This is a genomic window from Candidatus Hepatobacter penaei (assembly GCF_000742475.1).
Classification (GTDB): Bacteria; Pseudomonadota; Alphaproteobacteria; order Holosporales; family Hepatobacteraceae; genus Hepatobacter; species Hepatobacter penaei.
The window spans coordinates 261,830-274,231 of sequence record NZ_JQAJ01000002.1 but is presented as its reverse complement, the minus strand read 5'-3'; the positions used below and the strand labels follow the sequence as shown (position 1 = coordinate 274,231).

General features: G+C 49.5%; 10 protein-coding genes. 9 read left to right on the top strand and 1 reads right to left on the bottom strand.

Translation table 11 applies throughout. The annotated features are described in order from the left end of the window. The first annotated feature begins 14 nt into the window (after nucleotides 1-14). Genes IG82_RS0103530 through IG82_RS0103515 form a run of 4 tightly spaced genes read left to right on the top strand, consistent with a single transcriptional unit; the run spans nucleotide 15 to nucleotide 5,110 of the window. On the top strand, nucleotides 15-1,148 hold the full coding sequence (locus tag IG82_RS0103530) for a DegT/DnrJ/EryC1/StrS family aminotransferase (RefSeq protein ID WP_052545663.1): 1,134 nt from the start codon (nucleotides 15-17) through the stop codon (nucleotides 1,146-1,148). Continuing rightward, complete coding sequence (locus tag IG82_RS0103525) at nucleotides 1,145-2,110, top strand: glycosyltransferase (protein WP_031934227.1); 966 nt, start codon at nucleotides 1,145-1,147, stop codon at nucleotides 2,108-2,110. Before IG82_RS0103530 ends, IG82_RS0103525 begins: the two co-directional genes overlap by 4 nt. 10 nt (nucleotides 2,111-2,120) lie before the next feature. Continuing rightward, entirely contained in the window at nucleotides 2,121-3,173 is a 1,053-nt protein-coding gene (locus tag IG82_RS0103520; RefSeq protein WP_082192046.1) for a bifunctional UDP-4-keto-pentose/UDP-xylose synthase, read from the top strand. Next, nucleotides 3,170-5,110 carry a nucleoside-diphosphate sugar epimerase/dehydratase gene (locus IG82_RS0103515; RefSeq protein ID WP_052545661.1) on the top strand — a complete coding sequence of 647 codons (1,941 nt, stop codon included), beginning with the start codon at nucleotides 3,170-3,172 and terminating at the stop codon, nucleotides 5,108-5,110. Before IG82_RS0103520 ends, IG82_RS0103515 begins: the two co-directional genes overlap by 4 nt. Here IG82_RS0103515 and tyrS read toward each other — a convergent pair. Continuing rightward, nucleotides 5,078-6,337, bottom strand: a complete 1,260-nt coding sequence (tyrS, locus tag IG82_RS0103510; RefSeq protein ID WP_082192044.1) for a tyrosine--tRNA ligase — start codon at nucleotides 6,335-6,337, stop codon at nucleotides 5,078-5,080. The genes IG82_RS0103515 and tyrS overlap by 33 nt on opposite strands. A 126-nt stretch (nucleotides 6,338-6,463) precedes the next feature. Between tyrS and mutS the strand changes: the two genes are divergently transcribed. From mutS to IG82_RS0103485, 5 genes are all read left to right on the top strand, one after another. Continuing rightward, complete coding sequence (gene mutS / locus IG82_RS0103505) at nucleotides 6,464-9,022, top strand: DNA mismatch repair protein MutS (RefSeq protein ID WP_031934223.1); 2,559 nt, start codon at nucleotides 6,464-6,466, stop codon at nucleotides 9,020-9,022. Nucleotides 9,023-9,125: 103 nt separating this feature from the next. Then, complete coding sequence (gene murJ, locus IG82_RS0103500) at nucleotides 9,126-10,700, top strand: murein biosynthesis integral membrane protein MurJ (RefSeq protein WP_031934222.1); 1,575 nt, start codon at nucleotides 9,126-9,128, stop codon at nucleotides 10,698-10,700. Between the two features lie 6 nt (nucleotides 10,701-10,706). Then, entirely contained in the window at nucleotides 10,707-11,312 is a 606-nt protein-coding gene (locus IG82_RS0103495) for a YqaA family protein (RefSeq protein WP_052545660.1), read from the top strand. 10 nt (nucleotides 11,313-11,322) lie between these two features. Beyond that, a complete protein-coding gene (locus IG82_RS0103490) occupies nucleotides 11,323-11,835 on the top strand; it encodes a disulfide bond formation protein B (RefSeq protein ID WP_031934220.1) in 513 nt (170 codons plus the stop codon). Beyond that, nucleotides 11,822-12,382 (top strand): demethoxyubiquinone hydroxylase family protein, encoded by a 561-nt coding sequence (locus IG82_RS0103485; protein ID WP_052545659.1) that lies wholly within the window; start codon nucleotides 11,822-11,824, stop codon nucleotides 12,380-12,382. Before IG82_RS0103490 ends, IG82_RS0103485 begins: the two co-directional genes overlap by 14 nt. Nucleotides 12,383-12,402: the final 20 nt, after the last annotated feature.

The window sequence follows — 12,402 nt, the reverse complement described above, 5'->3', positions numbered from 1 at the left end:
ATACATTCATTCCCTTGTGTCGCCCCTCTTTTGGTGAAGAAGAGTGTGAGGCGGTACGTGATTGTCTCATGTCAGGCTGGGTAAGCACCGGCCCGCGTGTGCAAGCGTTTGGTGAGGCCTTACAAGACTATTTTGGTGGCAGGCATGTGTTGCCTGTGGGATCCAATACAGCCGGCATGTATGTGGCTCTTAAGGCCCTGGGTGTGGGGCCCGGGGATGAGGTGATCACCACCCCGCTCACGTTCACGGCTACAGCCAATGTGATTGAGGTTGTAGGGGCAACCCCCGTTTTATGTGATGTAGATCCACACACGCGCAATATTGATCTTCAAGACGTGGCCTCCAAGATCACGCCTCGTACCCGTGTGATTTTGCCGGTCCATTTTGCTGGACTGCCTGTCAGCCTGAAAGGGCTTGAGGCCTTGGGCAAAGAGCATCATGTGCGCATCATAGAAGATGCGGCCCACGCCTTGGGCACCTCAGATCAGGGCCAGCTTGTGGGCTCAACGGGGGATATCCAGGTGTTTAGCTTTCATGCCAATAAAAACCTTGCGACAGGTGAAGGCGGATGCATTGTCACAGGCGATGATGCCCTTTTTGAGCAATTAAAACCGCTTCACTTTCATGGCCTGGATCGTCTGGCGTGGGATCGTTTTCAGAAAAAAGGCAAATCCACCTATGATGTGGTGGTTGCGGCTCTCAAATTTAACATGACAGACATGCAGGGGGCCTTGGGGCTGTGTCAGATCAAAAAATTTCCAGCCCTTCAAGAGAAACGTCGCCGTTTGGCTCAGCGTTATCTGGAGGCCTTGGCTGATGTGGACGGGTTGATCCTGCCTGAAGACCACAAAGGCCACGCGTGGCATTTGTTTTCACCGCTTTTGTGTTTAGAGACCCTGCGTGTGGACCGTGAGGCCTTTGTGGAGGCGCTTAAGCAACACAATGTGGGAGCAAGCGTTCATTATCAAGCGCTTCACCTTTTTTCTTATTACCGCCAAAAATATCACTACAAGGAGGGGGATTTCCCTCATGCAGAGGCTATTGCGGCATCGACTGTGAGTTTACCTCTTTTTCCAGACTTGACCTTTGAAGACCAAGATCGTGTGGTGGAGGTGGTGAAAAAGCTTGTCAAGGAGCTGCGTCGATGAAATCTATCTATATGTCGGTTGTCGTACCTGTTTATAACGAAGAAGCAAATCTTGAGGCTCTTTATACACGCCTTACCAAGGTGCTTGATGGGTTGGGTAAAACATATGAGATTGTGTTTGTCAATGATGGGAGTCGTGACAAAACAGCGTCTATTTTGAAGGGGTTTTTGTCACGCAAGGCGGATGTGCGGTTGGTGGAGCTTTCACAAAACTATGGTCAGCACATGGCCATTATGGCAGGTTTTTCTCACATGCGCGGCATGTATGCAGTGACGCTGGATGCAGACATGCAAACCCCCCCCGAAGAGCTTCCCAAAGTCATCGAAAAAACAGAGCAAGGTCATGACTATGTCGGGACCTTCCGTTTAAAGCGAAAAGATAATTGGTTTCGCACCTATGTATCGTTGCTTGTGAATCGTGTGCGCTCTTCGGTCACGAATGTTTCTATGCGCGATCATGGGTGTATGTTGCGTGCCTATCATCACACCATTGTGGAGCATATTCTCACCTCTCGTGACAGATCCACCCTGGTGCCCGTGTTGGCTTATACCTATGCCAAAAATTTCACAGAAGTGGGCATGCGCCATGCGCCGCGGGAAAACGACACCTCAAAATACACGTTTTATAAACTGGTGCGTATGTATTTTGATCTGTTTACAGGCTTTTCGTTGGTACCGCTTCAGCTATTTACGTTTGTGGGGATGGTGATATCCTTTCTCAGCGGCTTGCTGGTGGTTTATTTGCTGGTCCGTCGCTTTGTGTTGGGCGCCGAAGCTGAAGGGGTGTTTACTCTCTTTGCGATCACCTTTTCGTTGCTGAGTTTTGTCATCACCGGCATTGGCATTTTGGGTGAATATGTGGGGCGCACTTATCAATTGTTGCAGGATCGTCCGCGCTTTTTGATTCGCCATATATGGGATAAAGAAAGCGTCCCCAAAGATCAGCGCAAGGTGTCACGCTAGGGGAGTGTTTATGAATATATTCATGATTGGCATCGGTGGTTTTATTGGCACCTCGCTGACAGAGCGCATCATACAAAGTTATCCTGACTGGGATATTGTGGGGCTGGATATGAATCTAGATCGCCTGAGTGCGTTGTTGCAAAACCCTCGTTTGCGGGTGCGCAAGGGCACGATGAAAGACAATCTGGCGTGGATTGAAGAACAGATTCAGGCGGCTGATGTGGTGTTGCCTTTGGCGGCGATTGCGGATCCACGTGTGTATGTGGACAATCCACTCAAGGTGTTTACGCTTGATTTTGAAGAAAACCTTCGAGTGATTCGTTTGTGCGTCAAGCATAAATGCCGCCTTGTTTTTCCCTCAACGTCTGAGGTGTATGGTATATCAGAGGATGCCGCCTTTGATGAAGAGACAACGTCGTTGGTGCAAGGGCCGATTCATAAAGAACGCTGGATCTATTCCACATCCAAACAGCTTTTAGATCGTCTGATTTATGCCTATGGCAAGCATGAAGACCTTTCTTACACCATCTTTAGGCCCTTTAACTGGATCGGCCCTCACCTTGATAATGTGGATGCAAAGCAAGGCGGGCGCGGGCGTGCACTAGCCACCTTTTTAGGTCAGATTGTGCGCGGTAAAGACATCTTCATTTCAGGAGATGGCACGCAACGGCGCTGTTTCACCGATATTGAGGATGCATTAGATGCCTTGATGACGATCCTTACCAGCGAATCTGTGTGCGCGCAGCAGATTTTCAACATCGGTCACCCAGGCAACGAGTGCGCTATTGTGACGTTTGCGCAAACATTGCTTGCCACCGCCCAAGCTCATCCTTTGGCGCCTGCTGCTGCACGCCATGTGAACATTGTGTGCAAAGAGCCTACCCAGGTTTTTGGTGACGGCTATCAAGATATTCAAAGGCGGGTACCCTCCATTGATAAAGCCAAACAATTGTTATCATGGTCGCCATCGGTGTCGCTGGCATCATCCCTCCAGAAAACTGTGGACTTTCATATGAAGCGTTTATTTGGTCAAGAGCCGGCAGACTCAAAAAAGGCGCGATGATGATGGACACGCTTTTCAAGATCCGCTTGTGGATTTATACGCTTTTTGCGAAGGTGACGTGGTTTTTTGCCAGAAACCCTACCGTAAGGGCGTTTGTGTGTGATGTGGGCGTTGCTATGCTGTCTTTGCCCTTGGCACTTGTGTTAAGGCTGGGGCTTCAGTTTTCTGACTATTCTCTGTGGTGTCTTTTCTTTCAAACCTTGGCCTTTGGCGGTATTGCCACCGGCACCCTGCTGATCACAGGGTTTTCTAAGGGCATGTGGCGCTATGTGTCCGTGGCTGATTTGTTTTCTATGGTTAAAACCACCTTCTTGTGTGAAGTGCTTTTTGTGCCCTATCTGTTGCTTTCCATGCAATATCATGCTTTCCCCTTAACGGCACTGGTGATACAAGGGTTTTTGCTGGGAGGAGGATGGCTTGCTGTGCGGTTGGCCGCGCGTGCCTTTTTTGCGTATAAGGCTTTGCAAAATCAAACATCGTCCACTTGCCTAGATGCGCTCATTGTCGGGGTTAACGATCAAAGTGAGCAGTTTTTGCGCCAGTTATTGCATCACCAGCAGCCGCTCTATCGTATTGTGGGGTTTTTAGAGCAAGAATCACACAATGTCTCTCGCTATGTACATGGTGTGCCTGTGTTGGGACGGTTTCATGATCTGGATCGTCTGCTAGGCACGCTTCGCAAGCGAAAGAAAAATCCTAAGGTGCTGATTGTAAGTCATGTCTTGCTTTCGGGCTATGATGTGGCTTTTTTGTCGCAGAAAACGCAATCTTTGGGGTTGCGTATGGTACATTTACCATCACCGTCTGCAGTGGGGCAGCTGGAAAAACCCAGTTTAGGAAGCCTTGATTTTGCGGAACTTCTCAAGCGTCCCGCGCGTGCCACCGATCACAAGAACCTGCAACTGCTTATTCAGGGAAAACGCGTGCTCATTACAGGGGCTGGCGGCACGATTGGCCGTGAGTGCACATTGCAACTGGCGTCTCTTTTTCCCTCCCAGTTATCCTTTCTTGATCATAACGAATACGCGCTTTATGAAACCACCAAATTGCTGCGTCTGAAGCATCCTCATGTGCAGCATAAACCTATTCTTTTAGATGTGCGCAACAAGAAGTTTGTTCACGATATGGTGGGTGAGGAAAAGCCAGATTTTGTGTTTCATGCTGCGGCTTTAAAACACGTGCCTGTGGTGGAAAATCAACCGGTGGAAGGTGTGTTGACCAATGTGTTGGGCACGCGTTATTTGGCAGACGCATGTGTGGCGCATCAGGTGCGTGCAATGGTGTTGGTGTCAACAGATAAAGCTGTCATGCCCAAAAGCCTTATGGGTGCCACTAAACGCTTGGCAGAGCTCTATTGTCATCACGCTTCGACAGATCCTGGTGAAAGTGCTACAAAGTTTTTGGCGGTGCGTTTTGGCAATGTGCTGGGGTCGTCAGGATCTGTGTTGCCGCTGTTTAAAGAGCAGGTGATCAAGGGTGGGCCTGTGACAGTGACACATCCTGAGATGACGCGCTATTTTATGACCATTTCTGAAGCAGCGTCCTTAATCATCTATGCACTGCATCTCAAAATGAACACGCTGGTGCCTAAAGAAAGCACGTTTATGCTGGATATGGGGGAGCCCATATCCATTCTTGAAATGGCGGAAACACTGATTCGGTTGCATGGGTTTGTGCCGGGCCGGGATATCAAAATTGAATTCACTGGCTTGCGCCCTGGAGAGAAGTTGCATGAAGATTTATTTTTCAGAGGCGAGAGTGCTCGTAAAACAGAGCACCCTCACATTGCGCTATCCACACTTTCTCACCAAGTGCCTTACCACTTTTTGAAAAAGCTTGAGGAGCTTGAACATTTCGCCTGGACCAACAACAGTCAAGGGTGTTTAAACATCCTCGAAGAGCTTTTACCCCAGATGGGGAAGGTGGCGAACATTTAACAACACATGTTTTTTCTTGCCCAAGGAAAGCTTGAGAGGTTTGTCTTGAGCTGTGTTTTTGGTGAGATAGTGATTCTCATCGGAAAGCACATCGTCCCCTAAACGCACAGCGCCTTCACGGACGGCCCTTCTGGCTTGTGCCTTAGATGAGACAAACCCAACAGCCACCAACACATCGAGAAGCGCATAACGCCCATCCTGATCAATGGATGAAAGATCGGCCACATTTTCAGATGTTTCTTGATCTCCTTGAAACAGAACCCGCGTTTTTTGTTGGGCTTCTTGCAACCCTTTTTCTCCATGCACAAAAGTGGTGACATGGTCTGCCAATAAAGCCTTCCATGGGTTCAGGCCTGCGCCTGTTTCCTGCGCAGCCTTTTCAATCTCATGAAGAGGGAGAAACGTAAATAATTTAAGGAAGCGGATCACATCTGTATCCGATACATTGCGCCAAAATTGCCAGAAATCGTAAGGAGAAAGAAGTGCCGGATCTAGCCAGATGGCCCCTGTTTCACTTTTTCCCATCTTTTTACCATCAGAGGTTAACAACAAAGGACATGTCAGCACAAAGGCTTCCTTTTTTCGTGTCTTGCGTATCAACTCGGTGCCGCTGATCATGTTGGCCCATTGGTCTTGCCCACCGATTTGAAGACAGCAATCATAACGATCGTTCAAAAAGAGAAAGTCATAGGATTGAAGCAAGAGGTAGCTCATTTCGAGGAAGCTGAGGGGAAAATTCTGTTGCAAACGGTTTTTGATAAAATCAAAACTCACCATACGATTGACAGAAAAATGCCGCCCCACATCACGCAAAAAATCAAGATGGCTTAATGATCCCAGCCATTCGGCATTATCAAGAAGGATGATACGCTCTTCACCCAAAAGACGGATCAGCATCGACCTGAGGGCTTGTGCATTCTTTTGGATCGTCTCAGGGGACATCATGGGCCTTTCTGATTTTTTATCCGAAGGGTCACCAATACGGGATGTGCCCGTACCAAGGATGATGATGATGCGGTGACCATGATCTTGAAAATGCTTTAACAGCATGATGGGCATCAAATGGCCTGCATGGAAGGAGGGGGCCGTCACATCAAAACCCATGTAAAGCGTGAGAGGTTTTTCAAGACGCGCGGTTAACGCCTCCGGGGAAGAAAGATCAAAAACAAAACCTCGGTTTTGTATGTCTCGCAGAAAGGAAGAGCCATGTGCCATAAAAGGAGCCATGTGGGATTTTCTCTAAGGCTAGCACGAGTGCATTCAAGAAAAAAGCTTTGATATATCTGGTTCTGTGAGTAAAGTTGAGGCAATGGTTACGTCATCAATCCCCTTTGAATAAGAGCCGCCTTGGTTATGTCATCGGCACAAAAAGCGTTAGCATCACATGCTGCGTCATTGACGCCTGCGATGGCGCAATATGTGGCGCTCAAAAAAAACCATCAAGACAGTTTTCTTTTCTTTCAGATGGGTGATTTTTATGAGCTCTTTTTTGATGATGCCGTTGAGGTTTCACGGCTCTTAGATCTCACCCTCACGCGACGTGGGAAAGTGGGAGATCACCCCATCCCTATGTGCGGCGTGCCTGTGCATGCGCGTGATGTTTATATTGCGCGCTTGTTGAGCAAAGGCTTTAAGGTAGCGCTTTGTGTGCAGAAAGAAACGCCTTCACAAAAAGGGGTTGGCCCTTTGAAACGGGAGGTGACACAAGTGTTCACCCCCGGCACATCCTTGGACGAACATTTTCTCAGTGAGCCTGCCAACAATTTTTTGATGGTGATCACACCCCCTCAAGAGGGCGTGTGGGGTGTGGCGTTGGCCGATGTCTCTACGGGTGATTTTTTTGTGGAATCTTGTCAAGGTCATGTGCTGGATGCCCACCTGATGACATGGAATCCTAAAGAAATGGTGGTGCCGTTTGAGTGCCTTGAAGATACGCGCCTGAAGGATGTGTACAAACAATATAAAGGGCGCTTGTCGAGCGTGCCGTTGCGTCGGTTTAAGACCCATTATCACACCTTAGAAAAAATGTATGGTCCCGCTTATGCGCATGTATGGCGCGATTTTTCTGGACCTGAAAAAATGGCAGGAGAAGGGGTGGCAGACTATCTCTCGCTTATGTTGGGTGTATTGCCTCTCTTAAAGGCGCCCGTTTCTGTGAGCAAACAAAAATGGATGCGTATTGATGCAGCCACGCGCCGTAACCTTGAGTTGACAGAAAGCATTCATGGCGGCAAAAAGGGAACCTTACTTTCTGTGATTGATCATACATGCACAGATCCTGGCAAGCGGCTTTTGATCAAACGTTTGCATGGCTTAAGTGTGTGTTTGGAAGAGATTGAAAAGCGTCAGGCCAGTGTGCGCTTTTTTGTGGAGCATCCGGATGTATTGACCAAAGTGCGCGCCTGTCTCAGACAGTATGGCGATTTAGAAAGACCCCTCACCCGCTTTTCTCTTGGGCACAGATCACCCAAAGATATGGGCGCCATACGTCAAGCCCTTAGTGCAGTGCATGGGTTGAGTACGCATGTAACCCACGTGAAATCGGGGAAGGGATGTGGTGAACTTTCGTCCCTGTCTTTTGATTTTGATCCTCATCTTTTTGACGCGTTGACGAACACTCTGGCGCCCACGTTGCCACGTCAATTTGAGGCGGGGCAGGTGATGGCTGAAGGTATAGATGCTGAGCTCGATGCGTTGCGTTACAAGACAAACCATGCCCACGAGTTGATGCAGGCGCTTGAGACAACCTATCGTCAGGAAACAGGCATTGAAACGTTGAAAATCAGAAATAACAATCTGATCGGCTTTTATATTGATGTGCCTGCGCGCCATCAACACAAGGTTCCTGTCCATTTTGAACTGAGACAAGGACTCGCCCAAAGTGCACGTTACGTGACGCCCGATTTGTTGGCCATGGTCAATCAGCTTGAGGGGGTGCAGGAAGAAGCGGCGCGCCGGGAGCTTTCTCTTTTTGAAGCCTTGGTGGCGCGCGTGTGTGAGGCGCGGATGCCCCTGTTAGCGTTGTCACACGCTGTGGCTGTGTTGGATGTCACCTGTGGGTTGGCCGATGTGGCGATGGCCTATGCATACATCGCACCGCGTATGACCCGTGATCGGAGGTTTTTGGTGCGGCAAGGCCGTCATCCCGTGGTGGAGCGGGGGCTTCTTTTGTCGGGTCAGCCTTTCGAGGCAAATGATTGTCACCTGGATCTGGAGGCAACCTTGCTGTTGATGACGGGGCCGAATATGTCAGGGAAAAGCACGTATCTTCGGCAAAATGCTCTTATCGTTGTGTTAGCACATTTGGGTTCTTTTGTGCCCGCCAAGCACGCTGAGATTGGCCTTGTGGATGCCTTGTTCAGTCGCGTGGGCGCCAGCGATGATCTCTTGCGCGGTCATTCAACGTTTATGGTAGAGATGATGGAAACATCCCACATTTTGCATCACGCCACCCCCAACAGCTTTGTCATTCTTGATGAGGTGGGGCGGGGCACCAGCACCCATGACGGCTTGGCCATTGCCAGCGCTTGTGTGCGTTATCTTGCCCAAACCCTTGTGTGCCGGACTTTTTTCGCCACGCACTACCGCGAGCTTGCGGAGCTTGCCTCTTGTTTCAACAATCTTATGTGTGTAACGCTGAAAGTGGAGTCGTGGGAAGAGACGATTGTGTTTTTGCATCAAGTGGTGCCGGGGGTTTCTGAGCGTTCCTATGGTCTTGATGTGGCCCGCTTGGCAGGCCTGCCTGACCCCGTGCTGGCCATGGCGCAAGAACGTTTAACAGCGCTTGAGACACCGCCTGCGCAAGGGAAAGGGGTGGTTCACAAACTGCGCCAGATCGATGTGAATCATCTCACACCCAAACAAGCGCTCGATCTGTTATTTTCCCTCAAGAAAGAGGCCATGCGTGAATAATCTCCTCTTCCTGGCCTCAGTGTTTCTTGGGTCATTCTGGCTGGTGTTTGGGAGATTTTCTCGATATAGTCGGGGGAGTCGGGGTTTTCCCTTTTGAGGGCTTATGTCTTTTTTTAAAAACGTCTCTAAAATCAGTTTATGGACAATCGCCAGCCGCGTGGGCGGTTTTGTGCGTGAGATGATGGTGGCCTATTTCTTAGGTGTGGGCATTGTGGTGGACGCTTTGGTGTTGGCTCTCAAGTTTCCGGCATTTGTGCGGCGTTTATGCGCGGAAGGCACTATGAACACATGTTTTGTGCCCATTTTTTCTGAAGTGTTGCATAAGAAAGGAGAAAAGCCGGCCAAGGTGTTTGCGGCTTCTATTTTTTTCATTTTCTTTTTTGTGTTGCTGGTGGTGACAGGATTGTTTCTTCTTTTTTCTGCCAACATCATCACGTTTATGTTCCCAGGTCTTCTCAAAACGCCTGATCGTTTAGGGTATGCCATTTACTATGCGCGCATCATCTTCCCCTTTGTGGTGTGGATTTCTATGACAGCCATTTATGGGGCGGTGTTGAATGCGAAAGAATATTTCTCTGCGTTTGCGGCCTCTCCTTTTTTGGGCAATATTTCTATTATTGCGTTTGTATTTTTAGGCATCGCCTTCGGTGCGGACACAGCCAATGGTGTTGAGATCGGTGAACTTTTTGCGTGGGCCATTCTTTTTTCTGGGTTTGTCCAGTTTATGGTGGTGTTTTTAGATGCGTGGCGGCGTGATCTTCTTTTGCCGCTGCCGACTTTGGTGTGGACGCCCGAGCTGCGCTCGTTTTTTCGTCGTCTGTTTCCTGCGGCTATGGGGGCTGGGGTGGCGCAGATCAACCTGTTTATTGGGCTACTCATTGCCTCGCTTTTGCCTACGGGCAATATCAGCTATCTCAACTATGCTGACCGTCTTGTGCAATTGCCGCTCAGTGTTATTGGTACGGCCATGGGCGTTGTGCTGCTGCCTTTGCTGGTGAAAGAGCTCCATAAAAATAATGTGGCGCGGGCTAACAGTCAGCAAGAGCGGGCTTTGGGTGTGTCTTCCTTCATCTCATTTTTGATGACATGTGTGCTGATTCTTTTTGCTTATGGGTTCGTGAAGGTTGCTTTTGAGCATGGTCGCTTTACCGCGCATGATGCCTGGCAAACAGCCCGGGCTTTATCAGCCTATGCTTTGGGGCTACCGGCCTATATTATGATCAAAATTTTGTCAGCGCGCTTTTTTGCGCGCGGTCAGGTGGTGTTTCCCTTGATTGCCGGCGTGGTGGGCATTGTGGTGGATATTGTGCTGAGCCTGGCTCTGATTGGCACCTTAGGTCATGTGGGCATCGCGTTGGCTACCAGTGCTTCGGCCTGGGTGAATGTGACGTTGTTGATGGGCCTGTTGAGGTGGCAGAAAGAATGGTCGCCCACAAAAAGCTTGTGGCTGGCACTGGCCAAAATTGTGGTTCTTTCCGTGGGGTCTGTGTGTGTGGCATGGCCGTTTGTGGAGGGTCTTTTTGTGACATCCCTAACCAAGGCACAAACCTTGTTTCACCTGATGCTGGGGGGCGTTGCGTTCTGTCTTCTTTTTGGAGGAGGTGCATGCCTCCTTTTTTGGCCCGTTGTGCGCGGGGCTTTTGACCTGTGTGATGGGCATCTTTCGAAAAAAGCATAAGGCACCATGAAGCGTTTTCTCCAGTCTTTGAACGACAAAGTTCTTTATTATGCCGAACACCCTTATATGTTGAGTGTTTTCGGTTTCCTTGGTTTTCTTTCAGGCTCTTTTTTACCCTTGCCTGTAGACCCTGTGTTTGTGGCTATTGCGCTGCGCCGCCCAGATCGCATTTGGCTGCTCACTATCGTCGGCGCACTCAGCGTTACCCTGGGTGGTCTCTTGATGTATGGCATTGGCTATAGCCTTTATTGCACGCTCGGTCTGTGGCTTATTAACACCTATCATTGGCATGCGCAGTTTGATTTTTTGAAAGAGAATCTGGCGCTTTATGGGTCGTGGATCATTATCATCAAAGCGTTCACGCCCATTCCCTATAAATTATTGGCCCTTGTAGCCGGCATTGGCCATCTCAATCTTTTTGTGTTTTTGGTGGCCTCGTTTGTCGGTCGTTTTGTGCGTTTTGCCATGGAAGGGGTGGTGCTCAGCTTTTTTGGCCCACGCCTGCGCCTCTTTCTTGAGCGATACTTGTCTCTCGGGTTGGGCCTGGTTCTACTGGCTTTTCTCGTCTTAACATTTTTAACGTTTTTTTTCTTTAAAATAACCCCTAGGTGAGGGTGATGTTATGCGTTATGCCAATTCTATACGCGTGTGGTGGCAGTGGCTGGTGGGGAGCAACCCACAGCTTCTTCTCATCATCGGCATGACCGCTGGGGGAGGTTTTATCGCCGCTATGGTATGGGAATGGTTGGGTGCGGTACCTTGCGCCTTTTGCAAATTAGAAAGAACATTACTTGCCCTGGTGGCGCTCACAGTATTGTTAGGTCAGGGGGGTAAAAAATATACCCGTGATCTGTTGGCAGTCGTGGGGTTTATGTGGTTGGCCCTGTGCGTTTTATTTGTGCGCCATATTGGGATTCAGTATCGTCTTTTCTCACTGCCCAAGGCGTGCCTGGGGACACTTCCGTCCCATAATGTGTTAGAGATGGAACGTTTTTTAAGCCACAAACCTCAAGCCTCGTGCGATCAAATGGACTTTCTCTTTCTAGGGCTGCCGCCTACGGTGTATCTCTTAGCCTTATGTGTGGTGATGGTTGGCCTGTGCTTTTGGGGGTTTTTGCGGCATGACAAAGCATAAGGCGTCGGGTTCTCCTTTTCTGCCTGCGCACCCTTTTCCATGCCCCGTAGAAGATGATTTTTCCAGCATGATTCGTGTCAATCTTGCCGGTGAGCAGAGCGCCGTCACCATTTATGAGGGACAAATGCGCGCCTTAGGTGACGATGCGATCGCACCGGTGATAGAAGAAATGAAGGTTCATGAAGAAGAGCACGAAGCTCTCTTTTTAGCGCTTGTGCGTCAGCATCACGTGCGCCCCTCTTTGTTTGGTGTGTTGTGGCGATGGGCAGGATATGGGCTGGGATGGGTGGCCGGGAAGCTGGGACCTTCTTATGCCATGGCGCAAACAGAGGCGGTGGAAACCGTGATTGAACAGCACTATCAAGAGCAAATCGATCACGTGCCGCCAGGAGACTTTCGCACCACCCTTAAAAAGTGCCAAGAAGATGAACACCATCACAAAGCTGTGGGCGCGCAAACGCGGAATCGTTCCCTGTCGCTGGATGGGTGGATGTTGTTGACGCGCTTAGGCACAAGGCTCGCCGTACGTATTGCAAAGCGTATTTAAGTGTCGCTTTGCGCGCCTGT

Excerpts from the sequence above, each read along its gene's own strand:
- IG82_RS0103495 (WP_052545660.1), top strand. The coding sequence starts at position 10,707 with ATGAAGCGTTTTCTCCAGTCTTTGAACGACAAAGTTCTTTATTATGCC.
- murJ (WP_031934222.1), top strand. The coding sequence starts at position 9,126 with ATGTCTTTTTTTAAAAACGTCTCTAAAATCAGTTTATGGACAATCGCC.
- mutS (WP_031934223.1), top strand. The coding sequence starts at position 6,464 with ATGTCATCGGCACAAAAAGCGTTAGCATCACATGCTGCGTCATTGACG.
- IG82_RS0103490 (WP_031934220.1), top strand. The coding sequence starts at position 11,323 with ATGCGTTATGCCAATTCTATACGCGTGTGGTGGCAGTGGCTGGTGGGG.
- IG82_RS0103525 (WP_031934227.1), top strand. The coding sequence starts at position 1,145 with ATGAAATCTATCTATATGTCGGTTGTCGTACCTGTTTATAACGAAGAA.
- IG82_RS0103520 (WP_082192046.1), top strand. The coding sequence starts at position 2,121 with ATGAATATATTCATGATTGGCATCGGTGGTTTTATTGGCACCTCGCTG.
- IG82_RS0103515 (WP_052545661.1), top strand. The coding sequence starts at position 3,170 with ATGATGATGGACACGCTTTTCAAGATCCGCTTGTGGATTTATACGCTT.
- tyrS (WP_082192044.1), bottom strand. The coding sequence starts at position 6,337 with ATGGCTCCTTTTATGGCACATGGCTCTTCCTTTCTGCGAGACATACAA.
- IG82_RS0103485 (WP_052545659.1), top strand. The coding sequence starts at position 11,822 with ATGACAAAGCATAAGGCGTCGGGTTCTCCTTTTCTGCCTGCGCACCCT.